The following is a 22,054-nucleotide window of genomic DNA, read 5'->3' as shown; positions in this document are numbered from 1 at the left end:
ACCCTAGTGCCAAATGTCTGGAATGGCTGGTTATCCGGACGACAAAAGGGCGCACGGCCCTCAAGGAGCCGTGCGCCCTTCGTGCGGTGCCGCGCGCAATGCGCGGTTCCGCGGAGTCAGACCGCGTCGGTGCGGGGGGCCTGGTGGGCCGCCTCCGCGCGACTGATCGCCGCATCCACGGCCGCGTCCTCTTTCGCCTTGTTGGGGCCGCCCTGGCTCTTGACGATCGTCACGACAAGACCGATGAAGAAAGCGGCCATCACCACGGGGGGCACGAGCGCGGATACGTAGTCCATGCCGTCCAGAGTAGCGAGCCCGGTACGGACTTCCGCGAGGCCCCTCCGCCTCGCGCCGCGTCACCCCGCGGCGCGCTCCTGCGGCGGCGGCGCCGGGCGGCGGCGGGGCGGGAAGACCTCCGAGGGTTTCGGTGCCGGGCGGTCCGACGGCGCCGCCGGCCGGGCCGGGGCCGCCGGGGCCTTCGGCTTCTCCGGCTCCGCCGCCCGGCCGCCGGGCAGCGCGAGCAGCCGGCTCCGCGGTGCGGGAGTGGTCGCGGACACGGAGCGCCCGGCCAGGCGCGCCCGGACCGAACGCTCCGCGATCACCTGACAGCGCTCCAGGAGCGCCGCGGCGACCGGACCGCCGCGCAGGGCGCGCAGCGCGGCCAGATCCTCGGGACGGGGGTCGTACCCGGCGGCCAGGGCGTCCTGGAGGAGCTCCAGATAGCCGGTGAGGGAGCCGGGCAGGGCGTTTCGGTAGCGGACTAGGTCGGCGAGGAGGAAGGCGCGCAGCCGTCCCGCCTCGCCGACCGTCTCGTCGACGGAGCCCGCGAGCCGCAGGCAGTCCTGGACGTCCTCGTCGGGCAGGGGCGCGGGGTGGAGGGCGAGGGCGAGGGCGCGTCGGAGCACTCGCAGCTCGTCCGCGCTGAACGCCATACCGCCGCGTGATCCGTAAGGCGTGGGCATGACGCGACAATACGTGCTAAATGGACAAAATCCGCTTAACTGGCCGTTGGCGGCGCGGCGGCTACGGTGCGCCGCCGCGCCGCCGAACCGCCGGTCAGGGCCTTGTGGCCGGGCGGACCGGCGAAAGACCTGAAGCCTCTCGTTCGGATCAGGCCGGGCTCGCGGGCTCCGGCCTGGTCCGAAGACCCTAGGTCGTGTTTTAGAAGTCCCGTCTGTCTTGCGTGGTCCGGCACGCACGCTCGCTGCGTTGTCGAAATGCCCTAGTAGCTCCGCTACGAGGGCACCCCGGCGCCTTGCGCTCGCACGCACCGGACCACACAAGACCCGCCCTCCGGGCGGCCGACGCTACTTCTGAAACACTCCCTAGAGCCGCGACACGTTGCGCTCGTACACCAGGCGCAGGCCGATGAGCGTGAGCCAGGGCTCGTGCTCGTCGATGACGGAGGACTCGCCCAGCACCATCGGAGCAAGGCCGCCCGTCGCGATGACGGTGACGTCTTCGGGGTCGGCCGCGAGTTCCTTCTTCATCCGCCCGACGACACCGTCGACCTGGCCCGCGAAGCCGTAGATGATGCCGGACTGCATGGCCTCGACGGTGTTCTTGCCGATCACGCTGCGCGGCCGGGCCAGCTCGATCTTGCGCAGCTGCGCGCCCTTGACGCCCAGCGCCTCGACCGAGATCTCGATGCCGGGCGCGATGACACCGCCCGTGTACTCGCCGCGGGCGGAGACCGCGTCGAAGGTGGTGGCCGTGCCGAAGTCGACGACGATCGCCGGACCGCCGTAGAGGTCGACGGCGGCGACCGCGTTGATGATGCGGTCCGCGCCGACCTCCTTCGGGTTGTCCATCAGGATCGGCACGCCCGTCTTGATGCCCGGCTCGACGAGGACGGCCGGCACGTCGCCGTAGTACCGGCGGGTCACCTCGCGCAGCTCATGCAGGACGGCCGGGACGGTGGAGCAGATCGCGATGCCCTCGATGCCGTCGCCCAGCTCCATGCCCAGCAGCGGGTGCATGCCCATCAGGCCCTGGAGCAGCACCGCGAGCTCGTCCGCGGTGCGGCGGGCGTCGGTGGAGATGCGCCAGTGCTCGACGATCTCCTCACCGTCGAACAGACCGAGAACGGTGTGGGTGTTGCCGACGTCGATGGTGAGCAGCATCAGGCGTCGGCCCCGTAGGTGTCGCGGAAGTCCAGGCCGATGTCGAGGATCGGCGAGGAGTGGGTGAGCGCGCCGACGGCCAGGTAGTCCACGCCGGCCTCGGCGTAGGCGCGGGCCGAGCCGAGCGCGAGCCGGCCCGAGGACTCCAGCACCGCGCGGCCGCCCACCAGGGCGACGGCCTCGGCCGTCTGCGACGGGGTGAAGTTGTCCAGCAGGATCAGGTCGGCACCCGCCTCCAGGACCTCCTCGACCTGGCGCAGCGTGTCGACCTCGACCTCGATCGCCAGCTCGGGGAACTCTGCCCTGACCCGCTTGAACGCCTCGGCCACCCCGCCCGCCGCGATGACGTGGTTGTCCTTGACGAGCGCGGCGTCGGACAGCGACATGCGGTGGTTGACGCCGCCGCCGCAGCGCACCGCGTACTTCTCCAGGGCGCGCAGGCCGGGAGTGGTCTTGCGGGTGTCGCGGACCTGGGTCTTCGTGCCTTCGAGCACGTCGGCCCAGGCGCGGGTGGCGGTGGCGATACCGGAGAGCCGGCAGAGCAGGTTGAGCGCGCTGCGCTCGCCGGTGAGCAGGTCCCGGGTGCGGGTGGTCACGGTCAGCAGCTTCTGGCCGGCGGCGACGCGGTCGCCGTCCTCGACGTGCCGCTCGACCTCGAACTCGTCCGTGCAGACGATGGACAGCACGGCCTCGGCCACGCGCAGGCCGGCCACGACACCCGCCTCACGGGCGGTGAAGTCGCCGGTGGCCATGGCGTCCTCGGGGACGGTGGCCACGGTCGTGACGTCCACCCCGCCGTCGAGGTCCTCCTCGATGGCGACGTGCGCGACGTCCTCGACCTGGACCGGGTCGAGACCGGCGTCCGCGAGGAGCTGGGCGAGCGCGGGGTCCAGGCCGCACTCCAGGGGGTCCAGGTCGTCGTACCCGTTGTCCCCGCCGCAGCCGCAGGCGTCCCCGCAGCCGCCCGCGGCAGGTGCGGGCGCGCCGATCTGGATCAGCGGTACATCCACGGGTGTGGGGCGCGGATTCTCTTCGGGCGTGCTCACGGTTACGGCTCCTCGGGAGTGGGGTGGGTGGTGCTTGCTGCTGCGCAGTCTGCTGCCCCGGCCGGGCCTACGGGGCCGAATGCCTCGGTATCCGTCCGACGGAGGACCAACTGCCGGTCGGTGGTGAGCCGCACGACGAGGTGGCGGCGCCAGTTCTCGTCGTCGCGCTCGGGGCGGTCCTCGCGCCAGTGGCAGCCGCGGGTCTCCTCACGCCGGCGGGCGGCGGCGACCAGGACCCGGGAGACCAGGAGCAGATTGGTCACCTCCCAGGCGTCGACGCCGGGCACCGCGACCTTCGGCTCGGCCGCCCCGGCCTTGAGGGCCGCGCTGCGGTGCAGGTCCTCCAGCTCCTCGGCGGCGGCGGCCAGGCTGCCCGCGGAGCGCAGGACGCCGGCGCCCCGGGTCATGATGCGCTGGATCGTCCCCCGGCTCTCGGGGGCCAGCAACGGGGAGGGGAAGGGGTGGGCGCCGGCGGCCACCACCTCCTCGTGGGGCCGGCCGGCCGCGGTGCCGCCCGCGCCGGGCCGGTCCGCGACGATGTCGGCCGCGATGCGCTCGGCGAACACCAGGCCTTCGAGGAGCGAGTTGGAGGCCAGCCGGTTCGCGCCGTGCACACCGGTGCAGGCGGCCTCGCCGCAGGCGTACAGCCCGGGCACGGTCGTACGTCCCCGCAGGTCGGTGCGGATGCCGCCGGAAGCGTAGTGCGCGGCCGGGGCCACCGGGACCGGCTCGTTGACCGGGTCGATGCCGTGGGCGCGGCAGGCCGCCAGGATGGTGGGGAAGCGCTGCTCCCACATCTCGGCGCCGAAGTGCCGGGCGTCGAGGTACATGTGGTCGGTGCCGTGCAGCTGCATCTGGCGGGTGATGGCCTTGGCGACGATGTCGCGCGGGGCGAGCTCGGCCATCTCGTGCTGCCCGACCATGAAGCGCGTACCGGACGCGTCGACGAGATGGGCGCCCTCACCCCGTACCGCTTCCGACACCAGGGGCTGCTGGCCCTCGGAGCCGGAGCCGAGGAAGAGGACCGTGGGGTGGAACTGGACGAATTCGAGGTCCGAGACCTCCGCGCCGGCCCGCAGTGCGAGCGCCACTCCGTCGCCGGTGGAGACCGGCGGGTTGGTGGTGGCGGAGAAGACCTGGCCCATGCCGCCGGTGGCGAGGACGACCGCGGGGGCGTGGACCGCGCCGACGCCGTCGTGCTGGCCCTCGCCCATGACGTGCAGGGTGACGCCCGCGGTACGGCCGTCGGCGTCGGTCAGCAGGTCCAGGACCAGGGCGTTCTCGACGGTCTGCAGTGCGGCCGAGCGGACCGCTTCGACCAGGGCACGGGAGATCTCCGCGCCGGTCGCGTCGCCGCCCGCGTGAGCGATGCGGCGGCGGTGGTGACCGCCCTCGCGGGTCAGCGCGATGTCGCCGTCGTCCGTGGTGTCGAAGTGGGCGCCCGTCTCGATCAGCCGGCGCACCGCGTCGGGGCCCTCGGTGACCAGGGTCCGGACCGCCGACTCGTCGCACAGGCCCGCGCCCGCGACCAGGGTGTCCTCAAGATGCTGCTCGGGGGTGTCGCCCTCGCCGAGGGCGGCCGCGATGCCGCCCTGCGCCCAGCGGGTCGAGCCGTCGTCGAGACGCGCCTTGGTGACGACGACGGTGGCGAGGCCCGCGGCGGCGCAGCGCAGCGCGGTGGTCAGTCCGGCCACCCCGGAGCCGACCACGACGACGTCGGCGTCGATGGACCAGCCGGGGGCGGGGGCGGTCAGCCGTATTCCGGTCACGTGGTGGCTCCGAAGGTAAGCGGGATGTTGTCGATGAGGCGGGTGGCGCCCACCCGGGCGGCGACGGCGAGCACCGCGTCGCCCGCGGTGCGGTCGTCGGGGATCTCGGTGAAGTCCGCCGGGTCCACGAGCGCCACGTAGTCGAGGGCGAGCGGCGGCTGTTGGGCCGCCGCGTCCTCCAGGATCGTGCGGGCCGCGGCCCGCACGGCGGCCGGTCCGCCGTCCGGCCTGGCACGGGCGACCGCCTGGGCGTCGGCCGCCAGCCGGGCCTCGCCGAGCCGGGTGAGCCCGGCGGCCCGGTCCTCGCTCGCCCCGCCGGCCAGCGCGCGGGCGTGCAGCGCCTGCTGGGCGGCGAGCCGGTCGCGGGCCGCGAACAGGGCCCGGGACAGGGCGAGGGCCGTGTGGCGCTCGTGCGGGTCGAGGAAGCGGTTGCGGCTGGAGAGCGCGAGGCCGTCGGGCTCCCGGGCCGTCTCCACCCCCACGATCTCCACGGGGAAGTTCAGATCGCGCACCATGCGGCGGATCAGCGCGAGCTGCTGGGCGTCCTTCTGCCCGTAGAGCGCGAGGTCCGGACCGGTGAGGTGCAGCAGCTTGGCGACGACGGTGAGCATGCCGTCGAAGTGCCCGGGGCGCGAGGCGCCTTCGAGGCGCTCGCCCATCGGGCCCGCGGAGATCCGGACCTGCGGTTCCCCGCCGGGGTAGACCTCATCGGCGGACGGGGCGAAGACCACGTCGCCGCCGGCCGCGCCGGCGAGGGCGAGATCGGCGTCCAGGGTGCGGGGGTAGCGGTCGAGGTCCGCGGCCTCCCCGAACTGGAGCGGGTTGACGAAGACGGTGACGACGACCTGCCCGCCCGGGCCCACGACCGCGCGTGCGGTGCGGATCAGGGAGGCGTGGCCCTCGTGCAGGGCGCCCATCGTCATCACGACGGCGCGCTCGGGCCGGGGGGCGGACGGGGCCTGCTCCGGGGCGTACGCGGCGAGTTCGGCGGCCGTGCGCAGGAGGGTGGCGGCGCGGTCGGTCATCGGGACTCCTCCGGTCCGGTGCTGCCGGCAGTGCCGCCGTCCCCCGGAGCGGCCCTGCCGCCGTCGGCCAGGACGCCGAGCAGGTCCTCGGCGAGCTCGGGCTTGAGCATGCCGAGGGCGAGCGCGCGGTCGGCGGTGGCACGGGCCATCGCCACGTATCCGGCGACCGTCTGCGGGGCGTGGGCGCGCAGTTCGCCGATGTGTGCGGCGACCGTGCCGGCGTCGCCGCGGGCGACCGGGCCGGTCAGGGCCGCGTCACCGGAGCGCAGGGCGTTGTCCAGGGCGGCGCCGAGCAGCGGGCCGAGCATCCGGTCGGGGGCGGCGACCCCCGCGGTGCGCAGCAGCTCCATCGACTGCGCGACCAGCGTGACCAGGTGGTTGGCGCCGAGGGCGAGGGCCGCGTGGTAGAGCGGGCGGGACTCCTCGGCGATCCACTCGGGTTCGCCGCCCATCTCGATGACCAGCGCCTCGGCGGCGAGCCTCAGCTGCTCCGGGGCGGTGACGCCGAAGGAGCAGCCGGCCAGCCGCTGGACGTCCACGGAGGTACCGGTGAACGTCATCGCCGGGTGCAGGGCGAGCGGCAGGGCGCCGGCCCGCAGCGCGGGATCCAGCACCTTCGTCCCGTACCGCCCCGAGGTGTGGACGATCAGCTGTCCCGGCCGGACCGCACCGGTCTCGGCCAGCCCCTCGACGAGGCCCGGCAGGGCGTCGTCGGGGACGGTCAGCAGCACGAGCTCGGCGCGCGCCAGGACCTCGGCGGGCGGGACCAGGGGTACGTCGGGGAGCAGGGTGGCGGCGCGGCGCACCGAGGCGTCGGAGACGCCCGAGACGGCCACCGGGCGGTGCCCTGCGAGCTGCAGGGCGGCTGCCAGGGCGGGGCCGACGCGACCCGCGCCGACGACGCCGACGGTGAGGCGGGCGGGGCGGTCCCTCGCGTCGAGGGGCTCCTTGGGGGCAGTTGCATTCACGCGGCAGTGGCCTTCCGTTCCAGTCCGCGGGGGGTACCGGACGACTTCTCTGCATGCTACGCCAGCGTTTCGTCCGGGCTCCTGGCTGTCCACAGGCTGTGGGAAACCCCGGGCCCGCGCCCGCCGGCCCGGCGCACCCGGCCTCGATAACGGCTGGGCGCGGGCCCCGGTCTGCGTGATGATCGTCCCATGGCAGACACGAACGAGCAGGTGCGGGACGAGGCGGCGGACGGGGCGCGGGGCTCCGCCGGACACCAGGGCGGGGACGACGCCCAGCGGCTGCGCCGGGTCACCGCGTGGCGGCAGGCCGAGCGGATCCTGTCCCGGTCGCCGGTGGACCTGTCGCTGGGCGACCAGTTGGCCTCGCTGGCCGCCGGCGCCGGCGCGGTCACCGACCTTGGGCGTACCGCGGACATCTACGGGGACGGCGTCGTCGCCGAGCTGGAGCAGCGCGTCGCCGACGAGCTGGGCATGGAGGCCGCCGCGTTCTTCCCGACCGGGACGATGGCGCAGCAGGTCGCCCTGCGGTGCTGGGCGGGACGCACCGGCAGTCCCGTGGTGGCGCTGCATCCGCTCGCCCATCCGGAGGTGCACGAGCGCGGCGCGCTGGGGGCGGTCAGCGGGCTGCGTACCGTCCACCCGACGTCGGAGCCGCGGCTGCCCACGGCGGAGGAGATCCACGACTTCGCGGAGCCGTTCGGCACCCTGATGCTGGAGCTGCCGCTGCGGGACGCGGGCTTCGTCCTGCCCACCTGGCAGGAGCTGGAGGCGGTCGTCGCGGCCGCCCGTGAACGGGACGCGGTGGTCCACTTCGACGGGGCGCGGCTGTGGGAGTGCACGTCCCGCTTCGGCCGGGGACTGCCGGAGATCGCGGCGCTCGCGGACAGTGTGTACGTGTCGTTCTACAAGACCCTCGGCGGGATCTCCGGGGCCGCGCTGGCCGGTTCCGCCTCGCTGGTCGAGGAGGCCCGCACCTGGCGCCACCGGTACGGCGGCCAGCTCTTCCAGCAGTTCCCGGCGGCGCTCTCGGCCCTCATCGGCCTGGACCGGGAGCTGCCGAAGCTGGAGTCGTACGTGGCGCAGGCCAAGGTGGTGGCCGCGGCGCTGTCCGAGGGGCTGGCACAGGCCGGCGCCGGGTGGTTCCGGGTGCATCCGGAGCCGCCGCACACGCACCAGTTCCAGGTGTGGCTGCCCTACCCGCCGGACGTCCTGTCCGAGGCCTCGCTGCGCCTTGCGGAGGAGACGGGCGTGGCGCTCTTCCGCAAGTGGCATCCGGCGGCCGGCGGGCCGCCGGGGGTCTCCTTCACGGAGGTCACGGTGGCCGAGGCGGGGCTGGAGTGGACGGCGGCCGATGTGCGCGACGCGCTGGGCGGGTTCCTGGAGCGGGTGGCCGGGCGGGCCTGAGACGCACCGCACGGACCCCGATTGACGACGGCCGTCAATCGGGGTCGGGACCACCGCGCCCACCCCGCACCATGGAGGGGTGAGCGTGACCATCGACATCGCGGGGCTCGACCCCGCGCACATCGTCTTCGAGACCTCCCCCCTCGCCGAGCTGGGGCTCGCCCTGCACGCGCTCTCCGAGCCGGGGCATCACCCGGGGCTGCACGGCTGGGCGACGGCCACCACCACGGCACTGGAGCCGGACCTCGCCGACCGGCTGCACGAGGCGGAGTTCCTGTGGCGCAACAGCTTCTCGGACGTCTTCATGCCGTTCGCCGGGGTCCGCGGCGGCAACGGCAGGGCAGGCGCCGACCTCGCCGACGACCTGGACATCCTCGACCGGCTGGACGACGAACGGTTCGTCTCCGCAGCCCTGGAGTTCACCTGCGCCGCCCTGTACGGGACCGGCGCGCCCTCACCCCTCAGCGATCCCGGGATGCGTGCCCGGGCGCTGGACATGGCGGCGGCGCGCGGCCCGCGGCAGTCGGAGTTCACCCAGCAGCTGCTGGCCGACCCCGCCTCCGTACGCCGCTGGATCCGGCGCCTGTTCGAGGACTGCGACCAGGCGTTCTTCGCGGACACCTGGCGGCGGGTGCGGGTGCAGCTGGTGGCCGACGCCCGGCACAAGACGGATCTGCTGCGGCGCAAGGGGGTCGGCGAGGCGATGGGCGCGGTGTCCACCGCCGTGTCACTCGACGCGACGGGCGGCCGGATCAGCATCGACAAGCTGACCGAGGGCTCGACCGCCGCCACCGACCCGGCGGTGGGCGCCGGGCTCACGCTCGTCCCGACCAGCTTCGGCCGGCCGCATCTGATGGTGCTGCACGCGCCGGGCTGGCGCCCGGTGATCCACTACCCCGTGCACCGGCCCGAGCTGCCCGCCCCCGCCCCCGTCGAACTGCTGCAGCTGCGGATGGAGGCGCTGGCCCACCCGATGCGGATGCGGCTGTGCCGCAACATCGCCCGCTCCCCGTACACGACCGGGGAACTCGCCGATACGCACGGCATCTCGGCCCCCGAGGTCTCCCGCCATCTGACGGTCCTCAAGAAGGCCGGACTGGTCACGACCCGGCGCCGCGGCCGGTACGTACTGCACCAGCTGGACCTGACGCTGGTGGCCCGGCTGGGCAGTGATTTCCTCGAAGGCATCCTGCGCTGAGCGCCGCGGCCGGCCGCTCAGCCGGCTCCGCCGCCGGCGCGCACCAGCCCGGTCTCGTAGGCGAGGACGACGACCTGCACCCGGTCGCGCAGGCCGAGCTTGGTCAGGATGCGGCCGACGTGTGTCTTCACGGTCGCCTCGGAGAGCACCAGCCGGGAGGCGATCTCGCCGTTCGACAGGCCCTGCGCGACCAGCAGCATCACCTCGCGTTCGCGTTCGGTGAGCTTGGCGACGTCCTTGTGACGCGGTTCGGCCTTGCCGCTCGGCAGCATCGGCGAGAACCGGTCGAGCAGCCGGCGGGTGGTGGACGGGGCGACGACCGCGTCCCCGCTGTGCACGGAACGGATCGCGGCGAGCAGTTCGCCCGGCGGCACGTCCTTGAGCATGAAGCCGCTGGCCCCGGCCTTCAGCCCGGAGAAGGCGTACTCGTCGAGGTCGAACGTCGTCAGGATGAGGACCTTGGGCGCATCGGGCGCCGCGCAGATGCGGCGGGTGGCCTCGACGCCGTCCAGCCTCGGCATCCGCACGTCCATCAGCACCACGTCGACCGCGGTGGACCGGAGGTTCTCGATGGCCTCCGCGCCGTCGCCGGCCTCGGCGACGACCTCCATGTCGGGCTGCGCGGCCAGCACCATCCGGAAGCCGGTGCGCAGCAGCACCTGGTCGTCGACGAGCATCACGCGGATCGCCATGGGGTTCCTGTCTCCTGTTCGTTCAGCGGTCGGTCGTCGGTGGCCCCCGGGGCCGGGAGGACCCGGACGGAAGGCCCTAGTTGGCCGGCTTGAGCGGCAGCAGTGCGCTGATCCGGAATCCGCCGCCGGGCCGCGGTCCGGCGTCCAGCGTGCCGCCGACCATGCCGACCCGCTCGCGCATGCCGATCATCCCGTGGCCCGCGCCGTCGGCGCCGCCGTCCTCGTACAGTTCGTGCGCGGCGCCCCGGCCGTCGTCCTCCACCAGCAGGCCAAGTCCGTCGTCGAAGTACACCAGCCGCACGCTGGCCCCGGCATCCGGGCCGCCGTGCTTGCGGGTGTTGGTCAGCGCCTCCTGCACGATCCGGTACGCGGTCAGCTCGACGCCGCTGGGCAGCGGGCGCGGGGTGCCCTCGATCTTGAAGTCGACGGCCAGACCGGACTGCCTGACCTGGTCGAGCAGGTCCTCGATCTGCTCCACGTCGGGCTGCGGGCCGTACTCCCCGCTCTCCGGGGCGTCCCCGGTCCGCAGAACGCCGAGCAGCCGCCGCATCTCCGCGAGCGCCTGCCTGCCGGTGCTGGAGATGGTCTCCAGGGCCTGCCGGGCCTGGTCGGGTGCCGCGTCCATGACGTAGGCGGCGCCGTCGGCCTGCACCACCATCACCGACACGTTGTGCGCGACGACGTCGTGGAGTTCACGGGCGATACGGGCGCGCTCGGCGGCCACCGCGACCTTCGACTGCGCCTCGCGCTCCCGCTCCAGGCGGGCCGCGCGCTCCTCCAGCTGGTCGAAGTAGGCCCGCCGGGTCCGCATCGAGTCGCCGAGCACCCAGGCCAGCACGAACGGCACCGTCATCACGATGACGATGAACACCTTCTGCACCCAGCCGCCCGGCTCCTCGTTCGGCCAGCGGATCTGGGAGAGACCGGCCGCGCACAGGCTGCACGCCAGCGCGAGCCGGGACGCCCAGCGCTCGCCGACGGTGGCCACGGTGAACGTGATCACCAGCATGGCGAAGTTCGCCGGGGTCGGTCTGACCCCGAACACCAGCTGGACGACGCCCATCGCGATGGCCAGCAGCAGCATCTTCTCGGGTGCGCGGCGGCGCAGCGCGACCACGAGGCTGAGGCCGATGACGACCGGCACGACGGCGAGGCGCGCGCTGCGGCCGTCCTGGCCGGCGTCGCCCACGACGATGGTCATGCCGGAGATCCCGAGGAGGAAGACAGCCCAGAAGCTGTCGACGCCCGTCGGGTGTCTGCGGATGAAATCGTAGAGGCGCTGCACGTAACCCAGCGTAGGGACAGGCGACAGGTGCGCGGGTCAGCCGAAGGACCGATCCGGGTCCGGAGACCGTACTCCCCAAGGTGGAGACTTGCCTACGTGACGGATGAGTGGCGTGGGTGGCAGGAGGCGGCCGAGACCGCTTTGTACGGGGAAGGCGGGTTCTACCGGAGCCCCGAGGGGCCGGCCGGTCATTTCCGTACCTCGGTGCACGCCTCCCCGCTGTTCGCGGCGGCCGTGGCCCGGCTGCTGGTCAGGACGGCCGAGTCGCTCGGGACCTGTGCGGTGGACCTGGTGGATCTGGGGGCGGGGCGCGGAGAGCTGTTGACGGGGGTGCTCGCGGCGCTTCCCGCGCAGGGCGGCGGCCGTCTCGCGGTACGGGCGTACGCCGTGGAGCTCGCCGAGCGCCCGCCCGGTCTGGACCCGCGGGTCCAGTGGTGCGCGAAGCCGCCGCAGGGCGTGCGCGGGCTGCTGTTCGCCAACGAGTGGCTGGACAACGTGCCGACGCCGGTCGCCGAGACGGACGAGGACGGCGTCGACCGGTACGTCCTGGTGCGGACGGCGGACGGTGCGGAGCGGCTGGGCGAGCCGGTGACCGGGGCCGACGCGCGGTGGCTGAGCCGGTGGTGGCCGTCCTCGGGGCCGGGCGGCCGGGCGGAGATCGGCCGCCCGCGGGACGAGGCGTGGGCGCGTGCGGTGTCCACCCTGTCCGGCGGGCTCGCGGTGGCGGTGGACTACATGCACGTACGCGAGGCGCGGCCGCCGTTCGGCACGCTGACGGGTTTCCGGGCGGGCCGCGAGGTGCGGCCGGTGCCGGACGGCAGCTGCGACCTCACCTCGCACGTGGCGCTGGACGCGTGCGCGGCGGCGGGCGGTCCGGCCGCGGAGCTCCGCACCCAGCGCGAGGCGCTGCGCGGGCTGGGCGTCGACGGGGAGCGGCCCCCGCTGTCCCTGGCATCGAGCGACCCGGCCGGCTACGTGCGCGCCCTGGCCTCGGCGGGTGAGGCGGCGGAGCTGCTGGCGCGGGGCGGGCTGGGCGACTTCGGCTGGCTGACGCAGCACGTGTCCCCGGCGGCGCCTCTCCGCCCCGCGGGCGGCTGAGGCGCGGTGCCCGGGGCCGGAGCCCCCGGGTCGCCGGCCCCCGAAGCGTTCCACCCCGCACCCCACAGCACCGCCCCCGCAGGGATACTGTCCGCATGACGGAGACGACAGTCGGCATCGGCGGCGCGGCGGAGAGCACCGACATGGTGCTCAACATCGGCCCGCAGCACCCCTCCACGCACGGCGTGCTCCGACTCAGGATCGTCCTCGACGGCGAACGCATCCAGCACGCCGAACCGGTCATCGGCTACATGCACCGCGGCGCGGAGAAGCTCTTCGAGGCCCGCGACTACCGGCAGATCGTGATGCTCGCCAACCGCCACGACTGGCTGTCGGCGTTCTCCAACGAGCTGGGCGTCGTGATGGCCGTCGAGCGCATGCTCGGCATGGAGGTCCCGGAGCGCGCGGTCTGGACCCGCACGCTGCTCGCCGAGCTGAACCGGGTCCTCAACCACCTGATGTTCCTCGGCTCGTACCCGCTGGAACTCGGCGGCATCACCCCGGTGTTCTACGCGTTCCGGGAGCGCGAGGAGCTCCAGGCCGTGATGGAGGAGGTCTCCGGCGGCCGGATGCACTACATGTTCAACCGGGTCGGCGGCCTCAAGGAGGACCTCCCGGCGGGCTGGCTCGGCCGCGCCCGGGACGCCGTCGCCTCGGTCCGGTCCCGGATGGACGTGTACGACAAGCTGGTACTCGGCAACGAGATCTTCCGGGGCCGCACCCGCGGGGTGGGCGTGCTGTCGGCCGCGGCCGTGCACGCGTACGGGGTGTCCGGGCCGATCGCCCGCGCCTCGGGCGTCGACTTCGACCTGCGACGCGACGAGCCGTATCTGGCGTACGGGGAGCTGCAGGACACCCTGAAGGTCGTCACCCGTACCGAGGGCGACTGCCTGGCCCGGTTCGAGTGCCTGCTGGACCAGACGCACAACGCCCTGGACCTGGCGGACGCCTGCCTGGACCGGATGGCCGGCCTGGCGCCCGGTCCGATCAACCAGCGGCTGCCCAAGGTCCTGAAGGCCCCGAGGGCCACACCTACGCCTGGACCGAGAACCCGCTCGGCGTCAACGGCTACTACCTGGTGTCCAAGGGCGAGAAGACGCCGTACCGGCTGAAGCTCCGCTCGGCCTCGTTCAACAACATCCAGGCGCTCACCGAGCTGCTGCCGGGCACGCTGGTCGCCGACATGGTCGCGATCCTCGGCTCACTGTTCTTCGTCGTCGGCGACATCGACAAGTAGCGGCCACCGCGCCGCGATCCCGGTCGGCGGCGGCCGCCCGGCTACGAGATCGCGCTGCGCAGCTCCGCGACGTCCAGCTGCTCGGTCTCGTCGTGCGCGGTCAGGTCGATGACCTTGCCGACGGCGCGGTTGTCGGCCGTGCCCGTGCGGTGCGCGGCCAGCACCTCCTCGCCCACCACGTCGGCGAGGTCCTCGTTCTGCACGGACTCGATCGCGGCGTGCGCCTTCTGCGTACCGAAGAAGTCGAAGCTGCCCTGCGGCACCAGGTGGCGGCGGGACGCGGCGTACGGAACGACCGCGCTGGCGGCCTGCGCGGGGCGCGATGCGGGCAGCGCCTGGGACGGCCGGGGCGCGGACAGGGCGGCGGCCGGGCGGCGGTGCTGCTCGGCCGGGGTCCCGGCGCCCTCACGGGCGGCCGCCGCGTGCTTCCCCCGCGGCTCGTCGGCCTCCCGGGACCGCTCCGCGAGATCGCGCTTCCTGGCCTGCTCGGCGGTGCGCCGTGCCTCCTGGAGCGCCCCGTTGCGAGTGAGGTCCTCCAGGGCCTGCGCGGCGCGCAGATACCGGGCGGGCGTCGGGGTGCTGCGGGCGGCGGGCAGTTCGCGGGGCGGCGCGGCCGCCTCCATGGCGAGCTGCCGACGGCTCTCCAGCACGCTGGCGCGCTCGGTCTCGGCGTTGGCGTACCGCCGCAGCAGCGCGGCGTGCTCGCCACGCAGCCCGGCGAGCTCGACGCGCTTGCGGCGGAGCTTCGTCTCCAGGCGGGCGCGCAGCTCGCGCGACTCCTCCAGATCGGCTTCGAGTTCCGCTATGCGTTCCTCGGTGCGCCACTCGTCACTGGCGCGGGCGCGCGTCAGCTCCGCGACGCGGCGGCCCGCCTCCCTGTCCCAGCTGCGCATCAGATACGCGCCGGTGACGGCAGTCGCCGCCGCGGCGGCGACCAGTGCGCGCAGGACCAGGGGCTCGGCGAGCGCCCAGGCTCCCGCGGCACAGACGACCGACACCCCGGCAACGACCGAAGGCGGCAGGATTCTGTGCAGTGGTGGCGAATGGCGGTGGCGTCCACGTGGCATGGCCTGAAATTTACCGTGCGTACGGGCCGATTGGGGGGCCGCCCGGCAATCTGTTCCCCGCCGGTTACCTGACGGCCCCCGAATCACTCGCTCCGCCCCTTGCCCGGGGCTTCCCTACTTCTTGATCAGGCCCTTCGACTGAAGGTATTCCTTGGCCGCATCCGCCGGCTTGGCGCGCTCGGCGTCGACCTTGCGGTTCAGTTCCGCCAGGTCCTCAGTGGTGAGTGCGTCGGTGAGCTTCCCGAGGGCGTCGGCGATCTCCTGGGAGCCCGCGTCCTTGGCATTGACGACCGGAAGAATGTTGTCCGCGTTCTGGAGCTTCTTGTCGTCCTTCAGGAACACCAGGTCGTAGGTGTCGAGCACACCGTCCGTGGTGGTGGTGAGGACCAGCTGGTCCTTGCCGTCCTTGACCGCCTGCTTGGACTGCGGGGTGCCGACGCCCTTGGGGTCGATGCCGGTGACGTCGATGCCGTAGGTCTTCTTCAGGCCGGGTGCGCAGAACGGCCGCACCTCGCACTCGTCGCCCGCCGCGATCTTCACCTTGACCTTGGAGGCGCCGAGGTCCGAAAGGGTCTCCAGCTTGTTCTTCGCGGCGAATTCCTTGGTGACCGCGAAGGCGTTCTGGTCGAGCGCCTTGCCCGCGGGCAGCACCTTCAGCCCGCGCGGTGTGGCGAGCTTCTCCAGTGCGCTGACGGTTGCCGCGGTGTCGCCCGAGGCGACCGGCTTCGACTCCGCGGCCTTCGCCCCGTTCACCTTGGCGTTGAGGAATTCCGCGATCGTCGCCGCGTATTCCGGTACGACGTCGATCTCGCCCTTCTCCAGGGAGGGTTCGTACAGTTCACGGTTCTTCACCGTGGTGATGGAGGTGCTGTATCCGGCGTCGGCCAGGATCTGCGCGTACAGCTCCCCGAGCACCTTGGACTCGGTGAAGGCGGCGGCGCCGATGACGAGCGAGCCCTTCTTCGCGGAGTCCTTGTCCCCGGCCGGGGCGCCGTTGTCCTTCTCCAGGCTGTCGCCGCCGCAGGCGGCGAGCGAGCCCGCCAGTGCAACGATGCCGATGACCGCCCCGGCTATGCGCGAGGTCTTGCTCATGTTGATCTCCGTCCACGGCAACAGGGCCATATGCGATAAGCGATGTCGGTTGCGTAAGTCGGCCGGGGGCTCACACCGTCCGGCGGCGGCGAAGCGGTGAAAGCACCCGGTCGAGGCCGACCAGCACCGTCTCCACCAGCAGGGCCAGCACGGCGACCAGGATGGCCCCGGCGACCACCTGCGGGGTGTTGTACGTGTTGAAACCGGCGGTGATGATCCGGCCGAGCCCGCCCTGGCCGACCATCGCGGCGATCGTCGCCGTGGCGATCACCTGCACCGCGGCCGAGCGCAGCCCGGTCATGATCATCGGGTAGGCCAGCGGGAGTTCGACGCGCAGGAAGAGCTGGCCGCCGGACATGCCCATCCCGCGCGCGGCCTCCGCCACCGAGCGGTCCACCTCGGTCATCCCGACGTAGGCGTTGGTCAGCAGCGGCGGCACGGCGAACAACACCAGGGCGATGATCGTCGGCACGTATCCGGCGTTGCGCAGCGGCGAGACCATGAAGAGCGCCAGCACCGCGAAGACCGGCACCGCCCGGCCCACGTTGGAGATGTTGACGGCCAGTGCACCGCCCCTCCCGATGTGTCCCAGGTAGAGAGCGAGGGGCAGCGCGATGGCGCAGGACAGCAGGAGCGCCACCCCGCTGACGTACAGATGCTCGCCGAGCCGGTGGGCCACCCCGCTCTCCCCCGACCAGTTGGCGCCGGTGGTGAGCCAGGTCCAGGCCTCGCCGAGAACTCCCATGGGTCAGACCGCCTTCGCCGTGCCGGCCGTGCCCACGGCGTCGTGGGTCCTCGATATCCGGGTCCAGGGGGTCAGCAGCCGCTGCACACCGAGCAGCAGCAGGTCCGCGACCACCGCGAGCAGCACGCAGAGCACCGACGCGGCCAGCACCTGCGCCTTGAAGAAGCTCGGCAGGGCGTCGTCGATGAGGTTGCCCAGGCCGCCCCGCCCGACGATCGACCCGACCGTCGTCAGCGCGATCGTGGACACCGTGGCGATCCGCACCCCGGCCATCAGCGCGGGCATCGCGAGCGGCAGCTCCACCTCCCACAGCAGCCTGGCCGGGCCGTAACCCATGCCCTTCGCGGCTTCCTTCGCCTCCTCGGGCACCGCTTCCAGACCCGCCAGGATGTTGCGCACGAGAATGGTCAGCGAATACAGCACCAGGCCGGTGACGACCAGGGCGGCGGAGAGTCCGAACAGCGGCAGCAGCAGCGAGAACATCGCGAGTGAGGGCACGGTGTAGAGCACCGTCGTCAGCCCGAGGACCGGTCCGGCGAAGCGGCGGCTGCGGCGCGCGAGGAGCGCCAGCGGGAATGCCACGGCCACTCCGATCGCCACCGAGACCACCGTGATCCAGATGTGCTGGACCGTGGCGTCGGTCAACTCCTGGCTACGGGAACGGAGATACTCCCCGCAGATCCAGTCGTTCGTCACCAGGCAGTTCTGTGCGGCCATCCCGTCCCCCTCCTCCCGGTCGCCCTCTCGTACTGATGTCCGGCGAGCCTATCCTCGACCACTGACAATCGCCGAAGCCGTTGTATTCCAGCAACATGTCCTTCACATAACACGCGCCACAATGGGGAACCATGATCCGTTTCGAGCACGTCACCAAGCGGTATGCGGACGGCACCACCGCCGTCGACGATCTTTCCTTCGAGGTCGCCGAGGGTGAACTGGTCACGCTCGTCGGACCCTCCGGCTGCGGCAAGACGACCACCATGAAGATGGTGAACCGGCTGATCGAACCGACCGAGGGCCGGATATTCCTCGACGGGGACGACATATCCGCCATCGACCCCGTCCAACTGCGGCGGCGTATCGGCTACGTGATCCAGCAGGTCGGCCTTTTTCCGCACAGAACGGTCCTGGAAAACACCGCGACCGTCCCTCATCTCCTCGGCTGGAAACGGGGAAAGGGCCGCGAACGCGCCGCGGAACTCCTCGATCTGGTCGGACTCGATCCTTCCGTTTATGGCGACCGATATCCGGAACAGCTCTCCGGCGGTCAGCGCCAACGCGTGGGCGTGGCAAGGGCGCTGGCCGCCGACCCGCCGGTGCTGCTGATGGACGAGCCTTTCGGTGCGGTCGACCCGGTCGTCCGGGAACGCCTGCAGAACGAATTCCTGAAGCTTCAGGCACAAGTGCGCAAGACCGTGCTGTTCGTCACGCACGACATCGAGGAAGCCGTCCGCCTCGGCGACCGCATCGCCGTCTACGGGCAGGGCTCGATCGAGCAGTTCGACTCACCGGCCACCGTGCTCGGCGCCCCCGCCACCGACTACGTCGCGGACTTCGTCGGCGCGGACCGCGGACTCAAGCGGCTGTCGGTCACCGCCATCGAGGAGAGCGACCTCGACCAGCCGCCGGTCGTCCATCTCGACGACACGCTGGCCACGGCGACCGGGCGGCTGCGCGCGGAGGGGGCTCGCTGGGCCGTCGTGCTGGACGCGGACGACCATCTGCACGGCTGGATCCCGGCCGGCGACGCGCTCACCGGCGCCAAGGGCACCGTGCGCGAGCACGCCCGCCGGATGGAGGCGTGGCTGCCCGTCGGCGCCCCGCTCAAGCAGGCGTTCGCCACCATGCTCCAGCACGACGCCGGCTGGATCGCGGTCATCGACAAGGAGAGCGCGGGCAGGTTCCTGGGCGTACTCACCCCGGCCCGCCTCCACGAGGCGCTGCGCCGCTCGATCGACGCGGACGACCGGGCGGTGCCGCGCGCCGAGGTGGCCGTGGAGAGCGTCGCGCGCGTGGTCAAAACCGCGGGGCTGTGAACCGGCCGGAGCGGGCCGCGGCGAGGTGAGACAGCCGGACCAGGCCGCAAACTCTGCGAGGCGACCGGACCCGGGCCGTGGCGCCCCCGCGCCGTGGCGCCCCCGCGCCCGGCCCCCTTGCCGCCGCCCCCGGTCAGTTCTCGCTGAGCCGGCTGCTCAGCCATTCCAGGGCGGCGGGGATCTCCCGGCGCCAGGTGTTGAAGTTGTGCCCGCCGCTCCCGAGCACGATCGACGAGGCCTGCGCGGGCGCCTTCACCTTGGCCAGGAACTGTCGCGTACCGGCGTAGTTCGCCTCGCCCCGGCGTGAGGTCGTCACCAGGAAGGACGAATCCGGCATCGGGCGGTGGTCCAGGGTCCACAACAGGTCGGCGTGCTCGCGTGCCCGCCGGTCGCCGTGGAAGAGGTCGCCGGTCGTCGGGTCCTCGGCCGCCTTGTAGTACGCGGAGAGCCCCGCACTCGCCGTGAACCGGGCCGGATGGTGCAGCCCGATCTTCAGCGCGCAGTAGCCCCCGGTCGAGTTGCCGATGATGCCCCAGTTGCGGGCCCGCTTGCCGACCCGGTAGGCGGCCGAGATCGCCGGCGGCAGGTCCTTCGCGAAGAACGTCTCGGTCTGCGGACCGCCCTCTATGTCCACGCACTCGGTGTCCCGCGGCGGCGCCAGCGTCGGCCGCAGCATCACCAGGATCATCGGCTGCGCCCGTCCCGCCTTCACCCGTTCGAGTGCCGTGCCCGGGTACCGCAGCCCCTTGATGAGATTCTCCGAAGTGCCCGGGTAGCCGGTGAGCACCACGACCGCGGGGAACTTCCGCCGGGCGTAGGCCGCCTGGAAGTACTCCGGCGGCAGGTACACGTACGCGGAGCTCTCGATCTTCGAGTGCCGCCCCGCGATCACCACCTTGTCGATCCGGCCGCCCATGGCCGGCAGCGACCCGCCCGGCACATCGGGCCGCTGCGTGCCCACCCGGACGATATTCTTCGCGGCCAGGGTCCCGGCGGCATGGTCGGTGACCACGCCCAGCTCCTGCTTCTGGCCGAACAGGTCGGCCCAGGAGCCGTAGAAGAGGAACGAGTTGTTGGCCATCAGGCCGACGGAGGCGAACACCGCCACCTGGGTCGCCAGCAACAGGCCGATCCTGCCGAACACCACGGGGACACTGCGCCGGGCGAGTCTCGGCCAGAGCCACACCGTGACGGCGAACAGCACGACGGCCAGCGCGATCGCCAGGATCAGGACAGCGTTGCCGGTAAGGCCCATTGCGGTTGAACTTTCTTGTCAGGAAATTTCCGGGATGCGGTGAACCCGCGACCCGGAAGCCTCGTCCTAGAGGTCGCACATCGTCCGCAGCGCTCCGGCCGACGGACTCCACAATCTCTCGCGGAACCACGGGAAGCGATGTCTGTCACGCTAGATGGGGATAAATCGGGATCGGTTCCGATTGGCGTACGCAGGTTCGTGCGCGGACCGCGACCCGAAACCGTACCGGTGCTCGTCGGCTCGGCCTGCACCGTCGTCGGTCTGATCGACGTCGCCGCCGGGGTCTTCCCGCGCTTCCGCCACAGCCGGATGCACACCCTCGCCGAGGTGCTCCCCGGCGCCCTCGGCCCCTTCGCCGCCGCGCTCGCGCTGAGCGCCGGCATCCTGCTGCTGCTCCTGGCCCACGGCCTCAAGCGGCACAAGCGACGGGCCTGGCGGGCCGCGGTCGTGCTGCTCCCGGCGGGTGCGCTCGCCCAGTTCGTCTACCGGCACTCGATGCTGGGCGCGGCCGTCTCACTGACACTGTGTTATCTGCTGGTACGCCACCGGAGTGAATTCACCGCGCTTCCCGACCCACGCAGCCGTTGGAGGGCGCTCGCCAACTTCGTCCTCCTCGGAGCGGGTTCGCTGGGCCTCGGCCTGGTCATCGTCAGCGTCCACCCCGGCCGGCTGGTCGGGAACCCCAGCATCGCCGACCGGCTCCAGCACGTGCTGTACGGCCTGTTCGGCTTCGAGGGGCCGGTCGAGTACGCCGGCGTCACCTCGTGGACCGTGGCGTACTCCCTCGGCGCACTCGGCCTGCTGACCGCCGTCACCACCATCTACTTCGCGTTCCGCCCCGAACATCCGGCCGCCCGCCTCACCGAGGACGACGAGACCCGGCTGCGCGCGCTGCTGGAGCGGCACGGCGGACGCGACTCGCTCGGCCACTTCGCGCTCCGCCGGGACAAGGGCGTGGTCTTCTCCCCCAGCGGCAAGGCCGCCGTCTGCTACCGCGTGGTGTCCGGGGTGATGCTCGCCAGCGGCGACCCGATCGGCGACGTGGAGGCATGGCCGGGCGCCATCGAACGGTTCATGGACGAAGCCAGGGCCCACTCCTGGACGCCGGCCGTGATGGGCTGCAGCGAGACCGGCGGCGAGGTCTGGACCCGCGAGACCGGCCTGGACGCCCTGGAGCTCGGCGACGAGGCGGTGGTGGATGTCGCGGATTTCTCGCTCGCCGGACGCGCGATGCGCAACGTACGCCAGATGGTGAAGCGCATTGAGCGCGGTGGCTACGAGACCCGGGTCCGGCGCGTGGCCGACATCGGCGGGGCCGAACTGGCCCGCATCGCACACGCCGCGGCCGCCTGGCGCGGCACCGACAACGAACGCGGCTTCTCCATGGCGCTGGGCCGGATCGGTGACGGCGCCGACGAGGACTGCTTCATCGCCACCGCCCACAAGGCCGACGAGCACAGCGCCCACTCCCCGTACGGCGATCTGAAGGCGGTGCTGCACTTCGTCCCCTGGGGCACCGACGGCATGTCCCTGGACCTCATGCGCCGCGACCGCGCCGCCGACCCCGGGATGAACGAGCTGCTCATCGTCGCGTCCCTGCAGGCCGCCCCCCGGCTCGGCATCACGCGGGTCTCGCTGAACTTCGCCATGTTCCGCTCCGCGCTGGCCCGCGGCGAGAAGCTGGGCGCCGGACCCGTGCTGCGGGTCTGGCGCGGCCTGCTGATCTTCCTGTCGCGCTGGTTCCAGATCGAGTCGCTGTACAAGTTCAACGCCAAGTTCCGGCCCCGCTGGGAGCCGCGTTTCGTCGTCTACCGCACCGCCCGCGATCTGCCCCGCATCTCCCTGGCGGCCATGCAGGCCGAGGGCTTCGTCAGCTTCGCGCTGCCCGGCCTGCTGGCCCGCCGGCTGCCGGCGGGCGGGCGGCGTCCCTGCACGCACGCACGGGTCGTCGCCGAAGGCCCGGAGTCCGCGCGGCGTGACCCGGCTCCGGGCGGGCCTACGCTGGTCGTATGAG

19 protein-coding genes and 1 pseudogene are annotated in these 22,054 nt (G+C 72.6%); 6 read left to right on the top strand and 14 right to left on the bottom strand.

Translation table 11 applies throughout. The features are described 5' to 3' along the window. Positions 1-116: 116 nt before the first annotated feature. The 7 genes from LNW71_RS17620 to LNW71_RS17590 form a co-directional block, all read right to left on the bottom strand. Positions 117-296, bottom strand: coding sequence for a hypothetical protein (locus LNW71_RS17620; protein WP_250969108.1), 180 nt, complete (start codon positions 294-296; stop codon positions 117-119). A 60-nt stretch (positions 297-356) separates the two neighbouring features. Continuing rightward, positions 357-932: a hypothetical protein gene (locus tag LNW71_RS17615; protein WP_250972046.1), complete on the bottom strand. Its 576-nt coding sequence runs from the start codon at positions 930-932 to the stop codon at positions 357-359. 393 nt (positions 933-1,325) lie between these two features. Beyond that, on the bottom strand, positions 1,326-2,123 hold the full coding sequence (locus LNW71_RS17610) for a type III pantothenate kinase (protein ID WP_250969107.1): 798 nt from the start codon (positions 2,121-2,123) through the stop codon (positions 1,326-1,328). Then, complete coding sequence (nadC, locus tag LNW71_RS17605; protein ID WP_250969106.1) at positions 2,123-3,169, bottom strand: carboxylating nicotinate-nucleotide diphosphorylase; 1,047 nt, start codon at positions 3,167-3,169, stop codon at positions 2,123-2,125. The genes LNW71_RS17610 and nadC overlap by 1 nt, the downstream gene beginning before the upstream one ends. Before the next feature lie 2 nt (positions 3,170-3,171). After that, complete coding sequence (locus tag LNW71_RS17600; protein ID WP_250969105.1) at positions 3,172-4,938, bottom strand: L-aspartate oxidase; 1,767 nt, start codon at positions 4,936-4,938, stop codon at positions 3,172-3,174. Next, positions 4,935-5,963: a pantoate--beta-alanine ligase gene (gene panC / locus LNW71_RS17595; protein WP_250969104.1), complete on the bottom strand. Its 1,029-nt coding sequence runs from the start codon at positions 5,961-5,963 to the stop codon at positions 4,935-4,937. The genes LNW71_RS17600 and panC overlap by 4 nt, the downstream gene beginning before the upstream one ends. After that, positions 5,960-6,931, bottom strand: coding sequence for a Rossmann-like and DUF2520 domain-containing protein (locus LNW71_RS17590; protein WP_250969103.1), 972 nt, complete (start codon positions 6,929-6,931; stop codon positions 5,960-5,962). The genes panC and LNW71_RS17590 overlap by 4 nt, the downstream gene beginning before the upstream one ends. Before the next feature lie 189 nt (positions 6,932-7,120). Between LNW71_RS17590 and LNW71_RS17585 the strand changes: the two genes are divergently transcribed. Together LNW71_RS17585 and LNW71_RS17580 are read left to right on the top strand one after the other, a co-directional pair. Continuing rightward, a complete protein-coding gene (locus LNW71_RS17585; protein WP_250969102.1) occupies positions 7,121-8,335 on the top strand; it encodes a beta-eliminating lyase-related protein in 1,215 nt (404 codons plus the stop codon). An 85-nt stretch (positions 8,336-8,420) separates the two neighbouring features. Then, entirely contained in the window at positions 8,421-9,533 is a 1,113-nt protein-coding gene (locus tag LNW71_RS17580) for a DUF5937 family protein (RefSeq protein ID WP_250972045.1), read from the top strand. A gap of 17 nt (positions 9,534-9,550) precedes the next feature. On the opposite strand, the gene LNW71_RS17575 is transcribed toward LNW71_RS17580, so the two are convergent. Together LNW71_RS17575 and LNW71_RS17570 are read right to left on the bottom strand one after the other, a co-directional pair. Further along, positions 9,551-10,225 carry a response regulator transcription factor gene (locus LNW71_RS17575; protein ID WP_250969101.1) on the bottom strand — a complete coding sequence of 225 codons (675 nt, stop codon included), beginning with the start codon at positions 10,223-10,225 and terminating at the stop codon, positions 9,551-9,553. A gap of 76 nt (positions 10,226-10,301) precedes the next feature. Then, complete coding sequence (locus LNW71_RS17570; RefSeq protein ID WP_250969100.1) at positions 10,302-11,510, bottom strand: sensor histidine kinase; 1,209 nt, start codon at positions 11,508-11,510, stop codon at positions 10,302-10,304. A gap of 96 nt (positions 11,511-11,606) precedes the next feature. Here LNW71_RS17570 and LNW71_RS17565 point away from each other — a divergent pair, with 96 nt between their 5' ends. Continuing rightward, entirely contained in the window at positions 11,607-12,608 is a 1,002-nt protein-coding gene (locus tag LNW71_RS17565) for an SAM-dependent methyltransferase (protein ID WP_250969099.1), read from the top strand. 95 nt (positions 12,609-12,703) lie between these two features. After that, positions 12,704-13,845: pseudogene (locus LNW71_RS17560) on the top strand (NADH-quinone oxidoreductase subunit D). 41 nt (positions 13,846-13,886) lie between these two features. On the opposite strand, the gene LNW71_RS17555 reads toward LNW71_RS17560, so the two are convergent. The 4 genes from LNW71_RS17555 to LNW71_RS17540 all read right to left on the bottom strand — a co-directional run bounded on the left by LNW71_RS17555 (position 13,887) and on the right by LNW71_RS17540 (position 17,466). After that, a complete protein-coding gene (locus LNW71_RS17555) occupies positions 13,887-14,912 on the bottom strand; it encodes a hypothetical protein (protein WP_250969098.1) in 1,026 nt (341 codons plus the stop codon). 114 nt (positions 14,913-15,026) lie between these two features. After that, entirely contained in the window at positions 15,027-16,004 is a 978-nt protein-coding gene (locus tag LNW71_RS17550) for an ABC transporter substrate-binding protein (RefSeq protein ID WP_250969097.1), read from the bottom strand. A gap of 70 nt (positions 16,005-16,074) precedes the next feature. After that, positions 16,075-16,749, bottom strand: coding sequence for an ABC transporter permease (locus LNW71_RS17545; RefSeq protein ID WP_250969096.1), 675 nt, complete (start codon positions 16,747-16,749; stop codon positions 16,075-16,077). A gap of 3 nt (positions 16,750-16,752) precedes the next feature. Continuing rightward, positions 16,753-17,466, bottom strand: a complete 714-nt coding sequence (locus LNW71_RS17540) for an ABC transporter permease (RefSeq protein ID WP_250969095.1) — start codon at positions 17,464-17,466, stop codon at positions 16,753-16,755. 131 nt (positions 17,467-17,597) lie between these two features. Between LNW71_RS17540 and LNW71_RS17535 the strand changes: the two genes are divergently transcribed. Continuing rightward, positions 17,598-18,785: a betaine/proline/choline family ABC transporter ATP-binding protein gene (locus tag LNW71_RS17535; protein ID WP_250969094.1), complete on the top strand. Its 1,188-nt coding sequence runs from the start codon at positions 17,598-17,600 to the stop codon at positions 18,783-18,785. A 133-nt stretch (positions 18,786-18,918) separates the two neighbouring features. Here LNW71_RS17535 and LNW71_RS17530 read toward each other — a convergent pair whose 3' ends face one another. Beyond that, positions 18,919-20,040 carry an esterase family protein gene (locus LNW71_RS17530; RefSeq protein ID WP_250969093.1) on the bottom strand — a complete coding sequence of 374 codons (1,122 nt, stop codon included), beginning with the start codon at positions 20,038-20,040 and terminating at the stop codon, positions 18,919-18,921. 138 nt (positions 20,041-20,178) lie between these two features. Between LNW71_RS17530 and LNW71_RS17525 the strand changes: the two genes are divergently transcribed. After that, the gene (locus tag LNW71_RS17525; protein ID WP_250969092.1) at positions 20,179-22,053 is read left to right on the top strand and encodes a phosphatidylglycerol lysyltransferase domain-containing protein; all 1,875 of its coding nucleotides are present in this window, start codon (positions 20,179-20,181) and stop codon (positions 22,051-22,053) included. Position 22,054: the final 1 nt, after the last annotated feature.

Origin of the sequence: Streptomyces sp. RKAG290, from assembly GCF_023701695.1 — a bacterium.
Lineage (GTDB): Bacteria > Actinomycetota > Actinomycetes > Streptomycetales > Streptomycetaceae > Streptomyces.
The sequence above is the reverse complement of the archived record's forward strand: the minus strand, read 5'-3'. Positions and strand labels throughout refer to the sequence as shown.